We start from the raw sequence: 19,254 nt of genomic DNA, 5'->3' as shown, positions 1-19,254 counted from the left end.
TGGCTATTGCGAGCTTGAACGTGTCATCTATCGAGGTGGCTTCTGTGAACCGTTTCCACCGCCCCCTTGTCGACCACCACCACCGCCTTGTCGTCCGCCACCGCCACCTTGTGGCACGACGTCCGTTAATCCACGAAAGTCGGGGCGTTCTTTTCCATCGGGCGGTGATTTCACGAAGGTTCGGAACAAGACCAAGTTGTCCAGCTTCACATCATCGGACCAAATGAACTTCGCTCCCGTGAAGTCATGCTCAAAGAACGGCTCCTTTGGTCCAACTTCTTCCTCGGTGTATTCTTTGGCGTTGGGCCACTTGCTGTCGTCAAACTCGACGGCGAACCAATCGTCAGGAACTGGAATACTCTCGACGCGAGGGTTCTTCATGTCGCCATCAATCGGCCCCCACGAGAACTTCTTCGCTTTCCATGACGCGTTGGTCACGGTGCCGTCGCTGAATTTCAGAATAAAGCCGCCGTCGCCAATGTTGGTATTGGCATACTCCATTCCAGTTTTAGGATCGGCGTTATCGATACCCATCACCGCAATGGTCATCGGATACGCAGGCAATACATCGACTGACACTACGTTGTGAGGCACAAACGCGATCGAATCGACGGCAACCAGTTCGCCATTGATGTACAGCTTGAACGAGTTGTCCGCGTAGACGTTCGCCTTGATTGTGTCTTCGATGCGGGGTTTGCGGGGTGATTGACCGGTTGCGGGACAACACAACATTGACACTGCAACGAGGAGGCTCACGCCAAGACGCCAAGACGCAAAGGAAGAAAGACTGCGTGCAAGACACTTTGCGCCTTGGCGTCTTTGCGTGAGAATATAATCCCTATACGAAATGGTTCGGTTCTCGAATGACAAGAAAGTATGCAGGAGTGAAAGATGACTGAGAATGAAGTGGCGAAAGTGATTGTAGACGTGGCGTATCATGTTCATGTTGGTCTCGGGCCGGGGTTGTTGGAGTCGGTTTATCAAGAAGTCATGGTCTACGAATTGAGGAAACGCGGATTGGTCGTGTTACCCAAAGTGGGCGTGCCAATCGTTTGGGATGAGTTGGAGTTTGAGAAAGGTTTTGAAGCCGATCTAATCGTGGAGGGTTTAGTCATTGTCGAATTGAAATCAGTGGAAGCCATCCATCCCGTCCATAAGAAACAGCTACTGACATACCTTCGACTGGGTGCGATCCGCGTAGTGCGCCTTTGATCGGACCGGATTGATATTCATGAAAAGAGGCTTCCTCCTGCAAAATGTTGGTTACCACACTAACACCGCAGGAAAGGAAGCCTCATGGATGTCAAAGGTCTGCTCAGCGGAGTCTGGGAGGCCGTTTATGAGAAATGGCTACTATCAAAACCGGCTGTCGACGACCTTATCAATCTGGAAACCGCGTGATGTGCGATTCGATCAGCGCATCAGGCGGATCGCACCCTCTCCTTCTGTATCTGCAGCCCACGACACCTCAAACTTCGCCGCAGACATGAGGCTTGCCTTGATGTCTTTTTGACTGTAGACCGTTTGCAGTTCACCAAGCATCCCACCGCTGTAACATTGCTCCATCATCACTATGGCGCTTCCGCAATTGATCAATTCGATCTTTTCGGCGAATACCTCGTCGCTGATCTGCGTTCCCCAAAGATAGAGTGTCGCGTCAGCTGAACCATCGGTTCCACCGCCATGGTTTGTGGTGAAGACAACGAGCTTTCCGTCTGCCTTCAGCTTCGCTCGTATGCACGCCGCGAGTATTCGTCATGGTCGCATCGCCTTCGGCCGCGCCGGTTTGCGTTGCTCGGAGGGGACGGCAAGCCGCGACGCTATCGCACTCGCGTTGGCACGAATGCACACCCATAGTGCTTTCAGAAATCGACCAACTTAGGATTGAGTTCAGGGTCGTGCCAATCGGGCGTTTTGACGGCGCACTTGGCGTTATCGAATATGACTCTTTGAGGCACGCCGCCGATCGCCCAAAAGCAATTCTCCAAAGCCCGAATGAAACTCTCAGTGTCCTGCCGAACGACGGCTTCGCTGTAGCCCTTTCGCGAGCGGCTCAGGACGGCACGGAAGACGTGCGTCCGCCTGTGAGTTCCATCGGGGTTTCGGATCTTCGCACCGGTGCCGAAGTCGACTTGCAACTCTTCGCCGGGAAGTACTTCCATCCGCCGAAACGGAAGTTCGGTGGTTCAACCGAGTGCTCTAACGAACCGGTTGACCAACCAGTAACTGACATCCGATCCGTGATCTGCGCCGAGGTCTTGATGGATGCGGCGAGCGGACAAACCGGCTTGGCATTTCTCGACGATGATGTCGCGAAACGGCTCACGCTGGCTGTTGCCACCGGCCGACAACTCAGTCGCATCAGGCGGGCCGGACCCGGTTGGCGCTGTGGTACCGTTTGAATCACCAGACCCGGTTGGCGCCAAATCGCTCGGATCCGTTGGCGCCTTGGTATTGTTTGAATTTCTGCGGGCCAAATGCCGTCGCACAGTCCCGCGAGAGACACGGAGAGTCTTCGCGATCCGCCTCTGGGAGTAACCGGCATCGCGTAAGTTGTTGATCGCAAGGGACTTGTCCATCGCCAGTTGATTCGCCATGAGGCCCTCGTCGGTAGGTTTTCGAATGCGAAAACCCACCATCGGACGCGGGACCGGGGTGCGGGATCAACTGTTACCGTTTGAGGCGTTAATCACCGGTACTTTGAGCGCAAACTGACAACCTGACGATTGATGAAACGCAGCAGGACGTTAAGGCAAGCTAAAACAGCGGCACTTCAAAACCAGCCCTTGATTGGGCGAATGAGATTGGTGGAGACACGCTGCAACAGAGGCCATTGGTTGACCCCTTCTGCTGTCACGAGATCATTGTCCGGATCAGAAGCAAGGCCCTGGAAGATAGCTCGTACGACAGCCAGAATCGCTGGGTCCTCCGTCGTGAGCATCGCTTCTGCCCAGCGACTGTCGGCCGCATCTTCAAAGTTGTAACTTCCAAATGCCGTCCATTCGTCGTCGATCAAAATGATTTTGGAGTGTTCACCGTGTTGATTCTCGTAGATGTTGGCACCCTGTCGGACAAGAGATGCATAGCCGGTCGCAGCAGCCAACCAGGGCAGTGGCGTATTGAGCGACGAAGCATTGGAGTGAAAAATGTCTACCGTCACACCGCGCGAGGTGGCCTCTTTGAGCGCTTCGACGATCACGCGGGCCGGCTTATAGTAAAAACTGGTAAGCCGGATGGTGTGTTGAGCGTGGCGGATCTTGTCGGCGAACATCGCGGTGAGTGGGTTGGTCTGGCGGCGATGGAAAGCACCCCAGCGACCCGGGTCTTCAGTTGGGTTATAGGACCAATAGTCCATCGGGATGTTTTGTGAGGGCAAGGATTGCTTGCTTGGCAAAAGGGGGGGTGCTGGAATCGATGATCCAAGCAACGCATTGAAGTTTCGCGCCAACACGTCCACGATGGGGCCACGCAGCGCTACGGAGAATTCATTCCATTCTTTGAACGAGCTTCGCGAGAGGTTGCTGCTTCCGAAGATCGCTTCACCCTCATCGGAAAGCTGAATCTTGATGTGATGTCCGCACCCCACATACCGATCGATCACATGCTTGGGTGAATACATCACCACTTGGCCACCCGCTTTTCTGAGTTCATTCAGCTTTTCGCGCAGCCGAGCTCGATCGGTCCTGGTCATGAGGTAGCCGCCAAGTCGCTGGCCGAAGCGATCGATCAGGAGGATGGTCGCGACGCCGCGTTGCTGCGCTTTAAGCAATTCGGACAAAGCCTCACGCCCAATTTCGTCCCATTCCACGTAGAGCGTCGATAGGTGCAAGAAAGAACGCGAAGCTGCGATCATCTCGATCCGCCGATTCCATTCTGCGTCACGATCCCACAGCGCAGTGAAATCCGTCGCCGAGGAAGCTTCAATGATTGCCCCCACGGACCGAGCGGGTTTGAGCAAAGATGGTCTCCGTTTGTAGCTTATCTAGGGTTCGTAAGATATCGACACTGCCCTTGTGTCATAGGTGGGGCAAAATTGGCGGCAACTTCGAGGCCCTAAGCCGCATGCTCTCGTTCGATTTCAACCTGCCAAGATTGAACACTTCGATTTCGCTCCACCGGTCGACGAAATCGTAGCTGGTTTGCAAGGCATCCTACATTTGCGTCTCGGTAACGCTATCGATCTTGTCCTGCATCGACTGCTCGCGATCCGTGCGAGTTCCAACTTTGATACTCGTGGAGATTCGCGGCGCGCCCATCGTGTGTAGGCAGACAAGCTGGGGATTCCGGGAACACTGATCAACGCTAATCAGTTGCTAATCGTTTTTCGGTACTGGCTCATAGATTAGTGTTCGATCAGTGTTCCTCGTGCGTAATGGATGATGCTCAATGGGATTTTAGCCATCGACGTGTTCGGGAAGTTTCCCAACCTGTCGAACTCGCCTCTTGTGCTTGAGGCCTCCTTCGTCAGCAATCTCGCTGAAAGCGAAATCCCTGCTTAACATCTCCACTCGCAGAGCGGACAGGTAGTGCGATCGAGCGGCAACCCAGGCATTGATGTCAACCTGGGAATTGAAAGCGGAGATTAGTTCGCCTTCGTTTGACCCTCGGAATTGAGCAATAAATCCGTAGCGATCTTCTTCTACACTGCTCATCATTTTCTCCACGCGTGCTTACACGAAGGATGAGGTTAGACTTGCTACGTTCCGCTCGGTTCGCATTGTCGTCAATGATCTGCAGAGCCTCAGCCGACTTCACAAGTCTCTTTCGTACAGCGGCCGGTGAGGCGGAGACGGTTTTTGGCGAAGATTTGGTAGCCGAAGTTGAGGGCGTGTGAGACGCCGGGGAGGCGGGTTGGCCAGACGAGCAGGCCGAGGCCAACGGCGGCGTAGAGCTGGCGGAAGACTTCGACGCCGATGATCCATTGGCCGTCAGGAAGTCGACCGTGGATTTCGTCCATGAATTGGGTGGGCGTCTTTTCGTACTCGGCAGCGCTGAATTCGGGCGCCGCGATGTTGGTGAATTGAATGCGGGTTTTGCGATCGAGAAAACGCAGCAGCTTGATTTCCCGTAGGCAAAGTGGGCACTCGCCGTCGTAGAAGACCTCGACGCGGTATTATGATTGTGAAACCCTCCCCTCGCTTCGCTCGACCCTGCCGAGAGGAGAGTGAATCGATGGAGCTACGCTGTTCATCCTTCAGCCTTTCTCCTTCAATCTTATCAACACTTCGTTTCGACGCAGTGGGCCGGGTGTGAAGGGTGGATCGTAGGATGCGGATTCGACGCCGCTGGACTCAGTTGAGTTGTCGGCGACGAGGCTCTTCGATTCCATCCAGGCTCGGAGCTTGGATTCGGATTCCTTAGCGAGCTTGGCGTTGAGTCGGCCGGAGAATCGGAGGACCGCGAAACGGCCGCCGGCTCGTTTGCGGACGTCGACGTCTGGACCGGTGGGCGATGGTACGCCTTCGACGGCGACCTCCTTCGGCATCACGAATCCCATCTGGACTGCAGAGTCGGCTTTGCCGTTCTCCATGAATACTGGCGTCGTCATAGAAATCTTTTGCTCAGCCTCGTTCGCACCCGAGATGTAGCGGAACAGTTTCATGAAACTGCCGTCACGACCTTGGGCGTCGATTTTGGTGGTCGTTGCGACCAGCATCAGGTCGGGGTATTCACGGACTTCAAAGTTTCCATCGGATTCGACGACTTTGTATTCGGCTGATTCATAGCCGGCTCGCGTCGTCTTGTTGAGCACAAACACTCCGATCGCGACCAAAACGGCGACGCTCGCGAAGTACAACATTTTTTTACGCATCACACGATCACCCTCTGAGAATTTCTTAACTCGTGATTGTAGTGAAGCGGCTAGGTGTCCGCTTTGTCTCGGACGAAGGCTCCTGAAATGGCTTCCTGTTGACGGCCGTCCACAATCTAACCATTAACACAAGTTCACAGCCACGGAGAAAGCCGAGATGTTTGGATCGGGAAATAGCAAAGAGAAATTGCAGGAAAGATACAACCAGTTGATGCAGGAATCGTTTGATCTGTCGACGGTCAATCGCAAGAAGAGTGATTTCAAACGGGCCGAGGCGGAAGAGATCGGCAAACAACTCGACGAGTTAGAAAAGAAGTCGTAGCTGTGCATACCAGCTAGCGGCGTCGGCCCTCGACGGGTCTTAGCGTTTCGTTACGGTTCCTAGCGTTTGATTGGAGTGGCAGCAATGACTTACGCACGTTCTCGTTTGTGGCTTGGCATTTCCGGTGTCGGGTCAATCGTGGTCATCAGCACTTACTTGCTCACGTCGGGGTTGCCGCTGGAGTTGCTGCCCCGCAATCAGTCGTGGAGCGGGGAAGATATTCGAGGACTGTTGGCGGCCATCGTTTTTTTGATTTCGGTGATGGCGCCGCTGGACTTTCTGGGCGGATTCCTGCTACCCAATCGTTCGAGGCCAAATACGATCACTTTCGGAGCATTTTTGAGTGGTTGGTTCCGCGGTGTGATTGTCCAGGCGTCGTTATTCGTACTGGCGAGTTTTCTCATCCTGGCGATGGGACGATGGCTTGGACTGGCCGGCGCGGCTTTGGCGGTTCTTGGAATTGGTGTTTTTCACGTCGCGTTTCAATTGCAAATCGCTCAGCTTACTGCATCGTTACCGGAAAGTTTCGGCGTTCAAGCGGATGGGGAGCCTGCGGTTGCGGCGGCACTCGGACAGACTTTGCGATGGGGATGGAAGTCCCGACCGATTTTGGTAGTTGGTCATGAGGACAGCGGTTTCACCGGTGGCGTCGTGGGTTTGCCGGGGATCGAATCGATCGTCGTGCCGGCAGCCTCACTCGCGAAACTGACGCCTGAGCAGTTGTCGGTCATGATCGCGCGTCGTTTAGAAGCGATCCGGAGTGGAAGTCGTAATCGCGGATTGTTGCTCGCCTTCACGTGGGTGGTTATCGGATTCGTCCTGGCGGCAAAGTTGCCGGGTGCTGGCGTGACCAGTGTGGGCGAGCTTGCGATGACATGTCTGGGATTTACGCTCTGGACATTCCTAGGGCTACTGACGCTGCCAACGCTTAGCCGCCAGGCTGCTTATGCGATTGACCGCAAGGTGATCGACCAGGGAGCTTCACAGGAGTCGCTTTTTAAAGCAGTGCAGACGCTTGATCGTCTTCAGGATGATGAACCGAAACGGCCAACTCTGATTGAAGCTATTTTCCATCCGGTACCGAGTGTGGATAACCGACGCATCGAATCAGCCAATACGTTTCCGATCGCCTGGCATGCCGCTCGCATGACATTGTTCGTGTCGTGGGCCTGCATGGGAATGTTGGTTCGAGCGGTGCATTGCAACGTAGGTCGCCCCGAATTGTGGGTAATGCTGCCGACAGATTGAGGCTGCCGAAATCTTTGACGAGTTCCGCTAGAGGATCTGCCAGATCAGGCGGATCGTCGACGGTTCGGGAGTCCAAGCCGGTTTATCGAGGGCGTCGTACCAGTCTCGCCAAGCCATGGAAGTCTGCTTCGAAAGTGAGAATCAAACGTTTCGGTCAATGGTCGTTGTGATCGTGTTAGATTTTGATTAGTCGTCGTAGTGGATTGGATAGCCGTGATACAAATACATGGCCCCGTAAGTCCAATTGGGCTTGGGCATGCCAGGGAAGTTGGCTCGATCCATCATCAGTGCAATGAAAGGAGCCGAATAGCCCTCGGGCATTGGAATCACGTTGGGCCAAATCCGCGTACCGTGGTCATTTTTCCATGGTGGCAAGTCCATCTTTAGCTCCCCGATGGGTTGCAGGTCGGGATACGATCGCACATAAACCTTTCGGTCGGCACTACCAAACAGTGCATATCGGGTGTCTCCGAACTTTTGGATTAGCGTTCCCGTGCTATCCACGTCGACTGGACCTGCAATTCGCTCGAATCCGTGGTCCCAGTGATCACTTTCCCACATCGCTGCTTGATATTTCTTTCCATGCTCACACAAGAGCAAACGCCATTTCTTGACTTCGGAATCGTAGATGCAATGAGGGTCTTCGTGAGCACCTTCGATTCCGACAGGTTTTGCTTTCATGACGCTGAAGCCACGTCGCGGATCCGTCGATGACCAGACCGCAAGAATCGACTTTGCTTCCTTGTCGGCGTCGTTTCCGAAGGCGCTAAAGCCAGTTGTCCATCCACGCCATTGACCTGACTCACTATCGCGGAACAAGTGTGACGCCAATTCGTTTCTCAAGCGACCGTCTCCCATGTCGAACACTATCATGCCCTCGAATCGCAGATCGAACACCGAAGGGTTCAACGAGAAAACACCTTGTGTCGGATGCGGCAACGCTCGACCTCGGAGGGTGATGGTCAGCCAGATACGTCCGTCCTCTAACAGAGGAACACCGTTCTCGTCCGTGATCGCTCGAAGATCCGCCTGTCCCGAACCGGGAGACAGAACTCCAGCGGCACCTAGAATTTCCACATAGGATTTCGGTTGAAGTTGGCTCGAGATTCCGGATTGAAAGCGAGTGAAACGCGACTGTTTTCGCAAATCGAAATGCTGAGCAAAATCAGCGTAACCAACGAGGAGTGAGCGTCCCTCGGATTCAACGAACACGTTCACACCCACGGCTGAGAACTGCGCGCGAAGTACGAACGGCGCGCTCAAGTCATCAAGTTCCGCTGGCCATTGCCAACGTACACGATCCACTTCGAGTGAGTCGCGGACGACATGCCATGTTATTGCGACTGGCTTACCGTCGGCAAACATTACATCCGCGCTAAGCGAATTCGGTTTTTCGGAATCCTGGAACGAGAGGCCGGTAGAGCCCGTTCCGGTGAATGAGCCAATCGTGACCTCGTAGGTAGCAAAGGGATTGAAACCGCCGAACCAGCGGAATGACTCGGCCGCTTTGTCCGTCGAGGCAATCGTTAACGCTCCGCCATCGATGCTGCAATTGACCTTTTCTTTGGCCTGGCTCAATTCCGGGTGCATCAAGTCGAATGAAACGACTTTCGATGGATCGAGAGTCGAAAGCGGAATCGCTTGACTTGGGTCAAAGACCATCCGCCTGACGGCTTGGCGATGAAATTGTATCTCGCTTGGGTGCATCTTCGGCCGCGCGTCTTGTTGCGCTGTCACAAGTGAGGCGTCGAAAATCGCTATTGCCGCAAACATCAGCAAAGCGCGGTAGGAAACATAAAACTTTAGCTCGATGGGCATTGGTTGATTTTTCTCAGATTGACAGTTGCGGAACAATCACGATTTCTGCTTAGACGAACTGGTGAGAGGCTTTTACGCAACCGCAAAGAAAAGTTGAACGCCAGCGGCGTGATCACGTTCAGCGTATCATGATCACCAGACGGTTTGGCGAAACAGCAATCCAACTTCTATTGAACATGACTTATTCCTCTCGTGCATTTGAACATTGACCAAACACTGGTGCGTCGCTTGAACCTAGTGTTGACGAGTGGTGGACACGCAAACTTCCGGCTGCAAACTTTGATCGACTCCCCCATTGGGCTGTCGCCGTGGGAAGGGTGGCTTCTTTTGTGTTTGATTCGGCACCGCGGACGCCAGCAATTTGTTTTGGAGAATATGCAGGCAAGACTCGATGGCGATCCGGAAACGATGGCCAAAGCGGGTGCTTTAGGGCATCCGGACAGGCCACGCGTCGGGCTGGTTCCTGGCGACACCAACTGGCGGTATCGATTCCATGGCCGTGGCTGTTGCATGACCCATCGCGTTACCGGCGAAGAGATCGATGTTGACTTTCACGATGAGACGGCAGACTGGATCGGCCGCTTTTTCTTCGTCAAGTATCTGGACTCGTTGCGACGCCCCACGTTCGTTGAGAAACGAATCAACGAATTGTATCCCTCCCCCAGTACGGTCAACATCGGGATTGATGAGCTGCTCGAGCGAGGCATTCTTGAAGCGGGAAAGTACGGTGCATCGTTTCGCCTAGCCATTCCTTGGGAAGATCTATGTAATCTGCTCGACCAAATTGAGTTCCACTGGAGCGATCCAGGCACTCGACATTTAGCCGCGGCGGCAATGTCCGATTGGCCAGGGCTGTCTGCGATTGAACTAGACTACGCGGACCGATCCGATGCGTGTTTTACGGAAAAGAACGACGACCTACAGCGACGATTTCTCACTGACCGACGGTCGGCTGATGCTCTGATGTTGCTTGCTGATCTGAATGCACCCAATCTTGATATTTGCCTCGGAAGTGCATTAGAAATGCCGTCGTCGGGAGTCTTGTCGTCGGCGCTCAAGATCGTCGGACGAAAGTCACTTGCGGATCGGTGGAGTACACAGTTAAAGAATATCATCCATCGGGTTGATCCAAATGGTGAACTTCCTTCACCGCACATTTGGATCACTGCGTTAAAGATGCTTGTCCAGCTAAACCAAGAAAAGACTGGAAATAAGAATTCGGGCGGCTCAATCGAATCGAACTGAGCGAAGCGGCGATGTTTGCGATGGAGATGAATTTACCGTTCGCGATGGACTTGATTCGTCGATCCCTGCGATCAGACATTCCGAACAACCGGATCGAGATGGCTGCAGTTTTAGCCATCATTGACCTTCCGTGGTGGGACGTGGGCCTGGCTGCTCTTTTATCCCGCGTTTTCGTTTGGGGTGGTTGCTGCCGCGTATCTGTTCTCGGCACCGGGCGTCTTTGGCAAGCGTTTTGGTGGGCGTCGTTCGCGGCTTGGGACGTTGTTAGTGCTGCCCTATGTTCTGTACGTTTCGGTGGTGTGGCACGTCGTTCGGTTGCTGTCGCGTGAACCGAAGGCCAACGCGTTGAACGACGAGCTAGTGTTGTCGCGCCGTTTGCTTGAGCATGAATTGCCGGAGGGCATTGCGTCGGTAGTCGACTTGACCTGCGAGTTCACGGAACCCAAAGACCGATGGAGCCTTCAATCCTACCTTTGCCATCCGATGCTTGACGGAACGGGATCGACATCGAATGAGATCCGTGAATTGGCAGACGAAATCATCAAAATGCCGAAGCCGGTCCTGATTCACTGCGCCCAAGGACACGGAAGAACGGGCCTGGTTGCTGCGGCCGTGTTGATTGTGTCCGGTGAGGCAAAAACGGCGGCGGATGCGATCGCGATGATTCAAGCCGTCCGTCCCGGTGTGGAATTGAACAAAGCACAACGATTGATCTTGGAGCAAATCTAATGAATCCCGACCGCGATCAAATCGAAGCGAACCTTCGCCTGCATGTTGATCGACTTGCGGGATTGATCGGCGTTCGCACTTTGCAGAAACCCAAAACGATCACGGCAACGATCGGCTACATCGAAGGCCAATGGTCCGAGATGGGGTACTCGATCGAACGCGAGTGCTACGACGCGATCGGTGACGAAGCGACGAACCTGATCGTCGAGCAACCCGGAAGCAAACGAGCCGACAAGATTGTGTTGCTCGGTGCTCACTACGACACCGTCTTTTCAACGCCTGGCGCGGACGACAACGCGTCGGCGGTCGCCGTGATGTTGGAAGTCAGCCGGTTGCTTCGCGACCACACCGGTAAACGAACCGCCCGCTACGTAGCGTTCGCCTGCGAAGAACCGCCGTACTTCAACGTCGACGCGATGGGCAGCCAGCACCACGCCCGGCAATCACGTAGGCGGAGCGACAAGATCGTCGGTATGCTGTGTCTTGAAATGGTCGGCTACTACTCACTGCACAAAGGCTCGCAAGCCATCCCGCCGGCGATCCCCAAATGGCTGCACCGGTTCTTTCCCCAACGCGGCAACTTCCTTGCCGCCGTCGGCAACATGCCGTCATGGAAACTCAACTGGCAATTCCGCCGCGGCTTCAAACGCGGCACCCGCCGGATGCCGTTGTTCTCGATCTGCCTGCCCGAAAAGATCAACGAGATCCGGCTCAGTGACAACAGTTCGTTCTGGGATCAGGGCTATCCCGCCCTGATGCTGACCGACACCAGCTACCTCCGCAATCCAAACTACCACCAAGCCACCGACACCCCCGAGACGCTCGACTACCCCCGCATGACCGAGGTCACCCTCGGTGTCGCGTCGGCCATGCGGCGACTGCTTGGTTAGCCACCAGATCATCATGGGTGTACCGACGAAGCGACTCAATTCGAGTCTGTTCTTCATCTTGCTTGCGAGGCGGCTGTGATCGATGTCGACGTGGGTTTAGGTTTTCTAGAGTTTCTGTGTAACACGTGAAAGATGTGAAGGTTTGCAGGCTATTTGACGGTAGAAACCTCCCGTCGCTCTCTCTCGTTTTGCAGGAATCCAAGCTATGAAGTACCCTCGTTTCGCAGTCGTTGTTATCGCAGTTGGAATGCTGGCGTCCCCGACGGTGGAATGCCCAGCGGCCGATCCCGATTTTGTTCAGAACGTCGAGCTGCCGCCGCGGCCAGATAACCACAACTACCAGCTTCACGTTGCGGCCATCGAATACTACTACATCGTCCGAACCTGCTGTTTGGATGGCGAAGTGATCGCGGAGTACCTTTACGAAAGTCAACGTGCGGCGGAGGAAAGTGCCTTCAACAGCAATCGTCGGCAAGTCGATCGACATGCCAGGGTCATCGAAGTGCAACTGCCGCTCCATTGGGCATTGTGGGACACTTATGACCTGCGAGAACAAGCACGGGACGTTGCCGATGACTTTCGTCGCTGGGGCTTTGAAACGGACATTGTGGAGGTCGCAGAACCGACCTCCCGCAATTCGATGGGATTCACCGCCAACGACGACATGTGGTTGAAGATTCCGGAATCGAGAATTGGTTTTTCGTCCACGACCAAACGGTAAGAATCCTGGAGCTCATTCTGATGGTCCAAGTCGTCGATCAACCGCCCTTTGCTTCTTCCCAACCGCAAAGGGCGGCTCGCTCGGATTCTAGATCATGGTTGCTTCCTTCTTTGGCGATCGTAACGTTGGGTTTTAGCATGCTTCCGCCGCTGCTGCTTGTGGGCGGCTTGCTTGTTCTAGGACCCGAAGCCGGCGTGATGTTTCCCGGAATCTATTTGGTGGTCCTGATCGTGATTCTTGTTTCCGGAGTGCTGCAAACGATCGCTTTTGTAAGCTGGGTGACTGTTATAAGACGCCTTTTCTCGAATACCGTCGTCGCCATCGTTTCCGTTGGGATTGCTTTCCTTGTCATCGACTGGGTCGTTTTCTGCGTGGTGGCAGAGGTATTGCTGCGAGTTGTTTCCTAGAATGAGGCGGATTCATTTCGGCTCGTGAAAGGTTTTCGGTGAATCGGTCTACCTGCTTACCGACCCGTCCGCGGCGTGTTGCCGGTGTAACGGACGACGGTTCATTCGCTCTCAGATTTCCAATGAAGGTTGATCGCTATGAAATCGAAGACTCCCAAATGGCGTTTCTCGCTGAGTTGCCTACTGGCAGCGGGCTTGTTGATGGGCTGTGACGATCAAGTCGATTCACAGGCCGACGCGCAGACGCAGTCACCAATACAACCACAGACACAAACGCCGCCAGAGGCAACAAACACAAACTACATTCTGGATGAGAACCTGCCGGACGCATCTGAGATGGGGGCCATGGACGCCTTGCAGTCAATTCCGATTGCCAACGAAGGTCTCATCTTTGACGGTTCAGAAAGGGACACTCGTTTGATGTCGGTTGCGACGAACGACTGCATGTTCTTTGCCATGTGGCCCGCGTGGGAGGTGAATCATCAGTCCACGCATCCCGTCGATCGACTGATCGCCAACGAATTGGTCCGCGATCCGTTCGAGAAACTGATTGCTCGCGCGGGTTTAACGACTGCCGCCATGAATGCTGGTTTCGCAGATGCCCAGACACCTTCGAGTTTGCTTTCATCGTTGATTGAAACCTCGCCTGAATTCGCCAAGGTGGTCCTCGGAAGTGCGGGGAGTGCTTACGCGGACGCCAATTTCAATCTGACAGAACGATCGGTCCAGTTCGAGGCTGCGATTGTCTTGAAGACCGGCGAAAAGACTCGCTTGGTGCTGGACCAGCTTCGGAGAAGCTTCCAGGCACAGGCGGCCGAGTCGGTGTCGATGTCGCTCGGCGGTGAAGACTTCGTCAAGATCGAACTCAGCAAGCGGAAGGCCTTTCCGCCGTTGTTGTTGGGGAGCATCGAAGACGAATTCTTGGTCGTCGCGGTGGGCGAAGGTTCTGCTGAGGGCGTGCTGCAACGGATCAGCGGCAAACAAACCGCACCGTGGTTGCAAGAAGAAATTCAATCCGGAAACGCTGATGGCATGACCCACTTCGCTCGAGCCAACTTGGAAAGGGTCGTTCCCCTGGCGGTAGCGGTTTCCAAAGAGGCTCAGCTAATCGTTTCGGCTGGACGATTTGACGAAGCGAAGACGTTGACGCTGAAGGCTTTCAAGACGGTCAGTGGAACGCAGCAGCAGATTGAACTAGTTGGAAAAGACAGCCTGTTTGAAGGTGCTTCGTCAGCGTCAATGAACAAGAACGAACTGGCTCATGTGCCAGCCGACGCGGCCTTGGCGGTTGGGACCGTGGTCAACATGAATCAGTGGTATCAATCCGCGATCGAGTCCATGTCGCGGGTGAGTCAAGACAATGGCCAGGAATTTCAACGTGATGTAGAACGAACGACATTGGAACTTGTTGGCTTGCCGATTGACAAAGCTTTGGGGGCATTTGGCAATCAGTTGACGGTTTCGGCATCTTCGGACGCTGATCTTGTCCATGGAGTGGTCTACAGGTTGTCGATCAAGAACCGCAAAGTCGTTGAAGAGATGAATCGCAAGCTTTTGGAAAAGTTTACAAGCGTAAGCAGTCGTCGCGTTCCCACGGTGCGAGAGATTCCATTTGGGAAAAACACGATTTTTACTTGGATGCCAACCCGATACGAATACTGGTTTGAGCCCGCTTGGTGCATCACCGATACGCATTTGATGGTCGCTCATTCGCCCGAAGCCTTGAAACATGTCCTGACATCGCCGGAAGACGATCGGTCGTTGGCCAACGACGGAGAATTCGCAACGCTGTCGAACGAGGGACGATTGATGAATGCGGGCGTGCTGGACGCGCACCTGTTGACGAAGTTAGCCTATCCATTTGCTCGCGTCGGTTTGAATCAGCTGAAGGTTGAATCTCTCCGTTCACTCGATTCTGGTCCGCCCGAACAGCAATTCGCATTGGCGACGATCGAAACTGATTTGCCGCCCCTGAAAGCGTTGCTCGACAACATGAGTCGTGTTCAATTTGAAACTCGGATCGACGATGACAGAATCACCTTCGACGTGCTTCATTCACTGCCAGTATTCGATCCCGTCGGCTTGGCCGCCAAAGGCGTTGTCGCGGCGATGCCCATGGTTCGTATCGACCAAGCACCGCGTGACGACGATACCGAAAGGGTAGAATCCGACTCTCGCGATCAGGTGCTCGAGACCTACGACCGGGTCAGTGAACAGATCAGTGCCGGCCAAGCGATCGTGGTGCTAACGCCGAACGACAGTGACGATGACATGCCTTTCATGCCCGCTGACTTAAGAGACTCGTCTGAACCTCCGCGACAGTACAAACCAGAGGTCGCGCCAAAGCAGTTCTTCGATCAAGAGGACCGCAGTACGGAGGGCCCCAGTCAGATTCCCAGCCGGATTCCCAGGGAAGACTAAGGCGATCCATGGAATTCGTAACTCACGTTGGCAGAACATTCCTGATGGTGGCGGCGCTGGCCGTCGCCATCGGGGTGATTCCGTGGCTGATCCCCGGTTGGATCGGCATGGTGTTGATCGTGGCGATCCTGGGCGGCTTCATTTACTTCTCGGCACGCTGGCACGCTCATTGGGCACCGGTGGCCGACGTGTTGGAAAGGTTTTCGTGGCAATCGGAATCCGGTGACTCAATGGATACTATTGTCGAGAAAGCAAAGGTTCACACTCCGGCCCTTGGTGGCGGTGCTCCGGTTCGCCAAGAGTGCTTGCGGATCTCGATCCACAACCGAACGACCGGCAAACGCACGCGGCGTCACGTTGTCGGCGACGACGCCATCTTTTTGGGTAAACACGGTGGCTTCCTTTGGTTCTATGTCCAAGATCGGTTCCACGCGAAGACGGACGGCCTTGTCGCGCACTCGATCCAGACCGGGGCGATCGTTTTCAATCGACCGAAAGCGGAAGTGGCCTACCGAGGCCGAACCAGCCACGCAGGCGTGATCAAGGTCCAGGTCAACGGCGAGAACCAGAAGCTGGATTTGGCGATGCTGGCGACGGCGGAAAAAGATTTTGCAGATTCGGTGAAAGAACCGGAAGGGCCGTGACTATCTACCTGTGAAAGCGATGGTCACCTCGATCGTCGCGACAAATTCACTGATTTCAAGGCCATTCGGATGAACAATCAACGCACCCTGTCGATTCAATCGCTTCAACATCGTCAATTGATGGCGGCTGACGTCGTTCTGGGAAACGCGAACCTGGAACCACTGGCGGCAGAAGTTTCGACCGCGTCTTTTCAAACGAGCGGATCAGGCGAAAGTCTTGTCAAAGCAACCCATTTCGCGGGACAGACTTCCGGTTCGGGGCGGGTCATATCATCGTTCGCGGGACAGACCACAGGCTCTGGTAGGATTACCCGGTTTCAGGCTGCCAAGATCGACGCTGCCATGACCGATTTGCCGAATGATAAATTTGGTTTTTTAACGACCGGTTTGGCCGGAGACGATATCGGGGCTGTTTAGAATGACAATCGACCGAGAACGGTACGAATCAAAAAGAGCACCCGATGACCGATGATCAATCCGAAACGCTTGATGGTGGCACGATTGGATTCACCAGTCTGCCTGAGGGCGTCCGGCAAATCGGTCCCTACCGATTGATCAGCGAGATCGGCCGCGGCGCGATGGGAACCGTTTACCGTGCCGAGCATCAGCATCTGTCGCGGACCGTGGCGCTGAAGGTTTTGCCGCAAGAACTCGCAGCATCCCCCGATCGCTACGCACGGTTTCAGCGCGAGATGCAAGCGATCGGTCGGTTGGAACATCCCAACATTGTCTTGGCGACCGACGCCGGACAGATCGACGAGGTCTGCTACATCGCGATGCAATTGGTCGAAGGCGTCGACCTGGCTCAACTGATCGGCGATCGTGAGATATTGGCTTCCGGCGAGGCTTGCGAAATTGCCAGGCAAGTTGCGTTGGGGCTGGGCGAGATTGATCAGCACGAAATGATTCATCGTGACATCAAGCCGTCGAACTTATTGTTGGCCAGCAATGGCGAAGTCAAGATTCTAGACTTGGGAATCGCCTCTTTGCGTCACACGCCCACCAACGCCGACTCGTTGACCATGACCGGCAGCTTTCTGGGCACTCCCGATTACGTTGCACCGGAACAAATCTCCAGCGGCGCATCGGTCGACATTCGCGCCGACATCTACAGTCTCGGCTGCACGCTCTATCACTTGCTCAGCGGTCACGCTCCGTTTTCGGGACCGGAATACAAATCACTGCCCGCCAAGCTACTCGGTCATGCGGAAAAGGACGCCGAACTTCTTAACCACGTTAATGAACACATTCCTGCCGAATTGGCCGCGATCGTCGCTCGCATGATGGCGAAGAATCCCAACGACCGATATCGTTCACCCGCGGAAGTGGTCGAAGCGTTGAGCCCGTTTTGCGACGGTCAAATGCTGGACGAGACCGCACGATGTTTCGGCGAACAGATTCGCGCGAGAGCCAAAGCAGCGTTGGTCAGCGGTGGGTCACCAATCGGTGAAGACGAATCAACGATGATTCAACAGAATGTCTCTATCAAAAAAATGCCAACTTGGAAGAAAGTGGCATGGGGACTCGCGGCGACACTTGTTGTCTTGGCGTGCGTTGGTGGCTACCAAGGGTTGACTGACGCCAAACAAGGAAACGTAAAGCAGGTCGCCGCCGCGGAGAAGATCGCTTCGCACGTCGGCGAAATCGAATCTGACACCGGTCGAATCGCGACCAGCACCGAGCAAATCGCGATGACGCTTGACCAGATGCAGAATCAATTTCGCGAGATCGCCAGCAAGATCAACGAGGATCCTCAAACGCCTGCCCAGTGGTATGCCAACGCAATCATTCACGCCAAAAGCGGCAACGCCACCGAAGCCCGACGCGCCTACTTGCAGTTCTTTGAATCGAACTTGAATGTGGTCGATCCGTTTCAATCTTTCGCATCGCTGCTGCGTTTGCAAGAAGGAACGGCGGGGGCGCGAGAAACGTTCGCTGCGATTCCCGGCGACGCGGCGCTGCCCGCTCGGCAATTGGCGAGCATTGGTTTGCAGCCGCAAGCCGAACAACGCGAACGGCTGCAACTTCTTGCCAATCAACATCCCGAGTTCGGTCCGGCCTACTTTGCGCTGTCCGAAACGATTCAGAGCAAGCCGCCCTATGACATGACCCTGACCGAAAAAATTGCCAAGAAGAAGCTTTTGGACGAGTACTTGCGTTTGCATGACATTGGTCAGGTGCTGAAATACTACCTAGATCAATCGCAGCTCGAACAACCGATCGCATCCGCCCAAGCGTTGATCGAAAAGTTGCAGGACGTTGACGAAGAACAACTCAACCACCCAATCAAAATGTCGACCGATGTCTCACCAGTCAACGTGCATGAAATCATGCTCTGGCAAGGTCAACTGCGGTTTCAATTTGCCGAGGACGCTCGTTCGCCGGAGTACCGTTTCAGTGCGGAAGACGAGTTCGCTTCGTTGTCCCCCGAGCGGCCCAAGCAAACCACTCAATTTCTCCAAGGAATCGCGTTCGACCCAGGTTTGACAACCGCCGAGACGCTCACCCTGCCTCGCGCGAACGATCACGGCGAGATCGAAATTCGCTACCAGGACCGCAACGGTGTTGCTCGCGGGCCATTTTTATTGCCATTCGACATTCGACAGACTCGGCAGCAAAAGGCCATTGAATGGCTGACGGTGTTTGACAAGGAAAACCTGATCGCCGTGTCAAAGAAGTCGATCGGGTTCAGCGGGATCCTGAGCAGTGGTTACGATGCGATCGAGCAAATTCGCTACGGCTTGAACAAGGATCAACCCGATCAGACATTCCCGATTCCGACAGAGATTCTTCAACGGAAGCTGACGAGCGACGAAACACGGGTCAAACCCGGCTCAGCGATCCAGTTCGTGGTCGTGCAGTTCGCATACAAGGATGGCACGTCGTCCGAACTGTATCGCTGCGAGCCGTGAGTAGGTGATCTAAAATATTCAGGATTCGGAGTCACTTGGCTTGTCGGTGGACGAACGGTTTTCGATTTTAAATTGAATCCCATGA

Annotated in this window: 21 protein-coding genes and 1 pseudogene; 12 read left to right on the top strand and 10 right to left on the bottom strand. The window is 54.5% G+C overall.

Annotated features, from left to right (window positions below):
* Positions 1-27 precede the first annotated feature (27 nt).
* Positions 28-732 (bottom strand): hypothetical protein, encoded by a 705-nt coding sequence (locus Poly51_RS27925; RefSeq protein WP_146462264.1) that lies wholly within the window; start codon positions 730-732, stop codon positions 28-30.
* Positions 733-891: 159 nt separating this feature from the next.
* Here Poly51_RS27925 and Poly51_RS27920 point away from each other — a divergent pair, with 159 nt between their 5' ends.
* Positions 892-1,212, top strand: a complete 321-nt coding sequence (locus tag Poly51_RS27920; RefSeq protein ID WP_146462263.1) for a GxxExxY protein — start codon at positions 892-894, stop codon at positions 1,210-1,212.
* A 201-nt stretch (positions 1,213-1,413) separates the two neighbouring features.
* On the opposite strand, the gene Poly51_RS30770 is transcribed toward Poly51_RS27920, so the two are convergent.
* From Poly51_RS30770 to Poly51_RS27890, 7 genes and pseudogenes are all read right to left on the bottom strand, one after another.
* Positions 1,414-1,596 carry a hypothetical protein gene (locus Poly51_RS30770; protein WP_186775863.1) on the bottom strand — a complete coding sequence of 61 codons (183 nt, stop codon included), beginning with the start codon at positions 1,594-1,596 and terminating at the stop codon, positions 1,414-1,416.
* 266 nt (positions 1,597-1,862) lie between these two features.
* Positions 1,863-2,162 (bottom strand): DDE-type integrase/transposase/recombinase, encoded by a 300-nt coding sequence (locus Poly51_RS27915; protein ID WP_146462262.1) that lies wholly within the window; start codon positions 2,160-2,162, stop codon positions 1,863-1,865.
* 24 nt (positions 2,163-2,186) lie between these two features.
* Positions 2,187-2,597, bottom strand: a complete 411-nt coding sequence (locus Poly51_RS27910; RefSeq protein ID WP_186775862.1) for a helix-turn-helix domain-containing protein — start codon at positions 2,595-2,597, stop codon at positions 2,187-2,189.
* 176 nt (positions 2,598-2,773) lie between these two features.
* Complete coding sequence (locus Poly51_RS27905) at positions 2,774-3,958, bottom strand: phospholipase D-like domain-containing protein (RefSeq protein WP_146462260.1); 1,185 nt, start codon at positions 3,956-3,958, stop codon at positions 2,774-2,776.
* A gap of 193 nt (positions 3,959-4,151) precedes the next feature.
* Positions 4,152-4,256, bottom strand: a complete 105-nt coding sequence (locus tag Poly51_RS27900) for a thiamine-binding protein (protein ID WP_246114832.1) — start codon at positions 4,254-4,256, stop codon at positions 4,152-4,154.
* A gap of 485 nt (positions 4,257-4,741) precedes the next feature.
* Positions 4,742-5,089, bottom strand: a pseudogene (locus Poly51_RS27895) (thiol-disulfide oxidoreductase DCC family protein); the annotation flags it as partial.
* A gap of 105 nt (positions 5,090-5,194) precedes the next feature.
* Positions 5,195-5,812: an SOUL family heme-binding protein gene (locus Poly51_RS27890; protein ID WP_246114831.1), complete on the bottom strand. Its 618-nt coding sequence runs from the start codon at positions 5,810-5,812 to the stop codon at positions 5,195-5,197.
* A 157-nt stretch (positions 5,813-5,969) separates the two neighbouring features.
* Here Poly51_RS27890 and Poly51_RS27885 point away from each other — a divergent pair, with 157 nt between their 5' ends.
* Positions 5,970-6,134, top strand: coding sequence for a Lacal_2735 family protein (locus tag Poly51_RS27885; RefSeq protein WP_146462258.1), 165 nt, complete (start codon positions 5,970-5,972; stop codon positions 6,132-6,134).
* A gap of 84 nt (positions 6,135-6,218) precedes the next feature.
* Positions 6,219-7,382 (top strand): hypothetical protein, encoded by a 1,164-nt coding sequence (locus Poly51_RS27880; protein ID WP_146462257.1) that lies wholly within the window; start codon positions 6,219-6,221, stop codon positions 7,380-7,382.
* 27 nt (positions 7,383-7,409) lie between these two features.
* Here the strand turns inward: Poly51_RS27880 and Poly51_RS27875 are convergent, their stop codons facing one another.
* Both Poly51_RS27875 and Poly51_RS27870 read right to left on the bottom strand, forming a co-directional pair.
* On the bottom strand, positions 7,410-7,499 hold the full coding sequence (locus Poly51_RS27875; protein ID WP_246114830.1) for a hypothetical protein: 90 nt from the start codon (positions 7,497-7,499) through the stop codon (positions 7,410-7,412).
* 69 nt (positions 7,500-7,568) lie between these two features.
* The gene (locus Poly51_RS27870; protein ID WP_146462256.1) at positions 7,569-9,200 is read right to left on the bottom strand and encodes a hypothetical protein; all 1,632 of its coding nucleotides are present in this window, start codon (positions 9,198-9,200) and stop codon (positions 7,569-7,571) included.
* Between the two features lie 192 nt (positions 9,201-9,392).
* On the opposite strand from Poly51_RS27870, the gene Poly51_RS27865 reads away from it, so the two are divergent.
* From Poly51_RS27865 to Poly51_RS27825, 9 genes are all read left to right on the top strand, one after another.
* Complete coding sequence (locus tag Poly51_RS27865) at positions 9,393-10,445, top strand: DUF6896 domain-containing protein (protein WP_146462255.1); 1,053 nt, start codon at positions 9,393-9,395, stop codon at positions 10,443-10,445.
* Between the two features lie 180 nt (positions 10,446-10,625).
* Positions 10,626-11,174 carry a phosphatase domain-containing putative toxin gene (locus tag Poly51_RS27860; protein ID WP_246114829.1) on the top strand — a complete coding sequence of 183 codons (549 nt, stop codon included), beginning with the start codon at positions 10,626-10,628 and terminating at the stop codon, positions 11,172-11,174.
* The gene (locus Poly51_RS27855; RefSeq protein WP_146462253.1) at positions 11,174-12,064 is read left to right on the top strand and encodes a M28 family peptidase; all 891 of its coding nucleotides are present in this window, start codon (positions 11,174-11,176) and stop codon (positions 12,062-12,064) included. Before Poly51_RS27860 ends, Poly51_RS27855 begins: the two co-directional genes overlap by 1 nt.
* 205 nt (positions 12,065-12,269) lie before the next feature.
* Positions 12,270-12,785 (top strand): hypothetical protein, encoded by a 516-nt coding sequence (locus tag Poly51_RS27850; RefSeq protein WP_146462252.1) that lies wholly within the window; start codon positions 12,270-12,272, stop codon positions 12,783-12,785.
* Positions 12,786-12,922: 137 nt separating this feature from the next.
* A complete protein-coding gene (locus Poly51_RS27845) occupies positions 12,923-13,192 on the top strand; it encodes a hypothetical protein (protein WP_146462251.1) in 270 nt (89 codons plus the stop codon).
* Positions 13,193-13,330: 138 nt separating this feature from the next.
* Positions 13,331-15,613, top strand: a complete 2,283-nt coding sequence (locus Poly51_RS27840; protein ID WP_146462250.1) for a hypothetical protein — start codon at positions 13,331-13,333, stop codon at positions 15,611-15,613.
* Between the two features lie 8 nt (positions 15,614-15,621).
* A complete protein-coding gene (locus Poly51_RS27835; protein WP_146462249.1) occupies positions 15,622-16,257 on the top strand; it encodes a hypothetical protein in 636 nt (211 codons plus the stop codon).
* Between the two features lie 69 nt (positions 16,258-16,326).
* The gene (locus Poly51_RS27830; RefSeq protein ID WP_146462248.1) at positions 16,327-16,674 is read left to right on the top strand and encodes a hypothetical protein; all 348 of its coding nucleotides are present in this window, start codon (positions 16,327-16,329) and stop codon (positions 16,672-16,674) included.
* A gap of 44 nt (positions 16,675-16,718) precedes the next feature.
* Entirely contained in the window at positions 16,719-19,169 is a 2,451-nt protein-coding gene (locus Poly51_RS27825; RefSeq protein ID WP_146462247.1) for a serine/threonine-protein kinase, read from the top strand.
* Positions 19,170-19,254 lie beyond the last annotated feature (85 nt).

The sequence above is a fragment of the Rubripirellula tenax genome (genome assembly GCF_007860125.1).
Lineage (GTDB): Bacteria > Planctomycetota > Planctomycetia > Pirellulales > Pirellulaceae > Rubripirellula > Rubripirellula tenax.
This window is presented reverse-complemented; position numbering and strand designations above follow the sequence as displayed.

Coding starts and splice junctions, on each gene's coding strand:
- Poly51_RS27840 (WP_146462250.1), top strand. CDS start 13,331: ATGAAATCGAAGACTCCCAAATGGCGTTTCTCGCTGAGTTGCCTACTG.
- Poly51_RS27925 (WP_146462264.1), bottom strand. CDS start 732: ATGTTGTGTTGTCCCGCAACCGGTCAATCACCCCGCAAACCCCGCATC.
- Poly51_RS27920 (WP_146462263.1), top strand. CDS start 892: ATGACTGAGAATGAAGTGGCGAAAGTGATTGTAGACGTGGCGTATCAT.
- Poly51_RS27910 (WP_186775862.1), bottom strand. CDS start 2,597: ATGGCGAATCAACTGGCGATGGACAAGTCCCTTGCGATCAACAACTTA.
- Poly51_RS27850 (WP_146462252.1), top strand. CDS start 12,270: ATGAAGTACCCTCGTTTCGCAGTCGTTGTTATCGCAGTTGGAATGCTG.
- Poly51_RS27830 (WP_146462248.1), top strand. CDS start 16,327: ATGAACAATCAACGCACCCTGTCGATTCAATCGCTTCAACATCGTCAA.
- Poly51_RS27875 (WP_246114830.1), bottom strand. CDS start 7,499: ATGGCTTGGCGAGACTGGTACGACGCCCTCGATAAACCGGCTTGGACT.
- Poly51_RS27835 (WP_146462249.1), top strand. CDS start 15,622: ATGGAATTCGTAACTCACGTTGGCAGAACATTCCTGATGGTGGCGGCG.
- Poly51_RS27825 (WP_146462247.1), top strand. CDS start 16,719: ATGACCGATGATCAATCCGAAACGCTTGATGGTGGCACGATTGGATTC.
- Poly51_RS27870 (WP_146462256.1), bottom strand. CDS start 9,200: ATGCCCATCGAGCTAAAGTTTTATGTTTCCTACCGCGCTTTGCTGATG.
- Poly51_RS27900 (WP_246114832.1), bottom strand. CDS start 4,256: ATGGGCGCGCCGCGAATCTCCACGAGTATCAAAGTTGGAACTCGCACG.
- Poly51_RS27845 (WP_146462251.1), top strand. CDS start 12,923: ATGCTTCCGCCGCTGCTGCTTGTGGGCGGCTTGCTTGTTCTAGGACCC.
- Poly51_RS27880 (WP_146462257.1), top strand. CDS start 6,219: ATGACTTACGCACGTTCTCGTTTGTGGCTTGGCATTTCCGGTGTCGGG.
- Poly51_RS27885 (WP_146462258.1), top strand. CDS start 5,970: ATGTTTGGATCGGGAAATAGCAAAGAGAAATTGCAGGAAAGATACAAC.
- Poly51_RS27915 (WP_146462262.1), bottom strand. CDS start 2,162: ATGGAAGTACTTCCCGGCGAAGAGTTGCAAGTCGACTTCGGCACCGGT.
- Poly51_RS27855 (WP_146462253.1), top strand. CDS start 11,174: ATGAATCCCGACCGCGATCAAATCGAAGCGAACCTTCGCCTGCATGTT.
- Poly51_RS27890 (WP_246114831.1), bottom strand. CDS start 5,812: ATGCGTAAAAAAATGTTGTACTTCGCGAGCGTCGCCGTTTTGGTCGCG.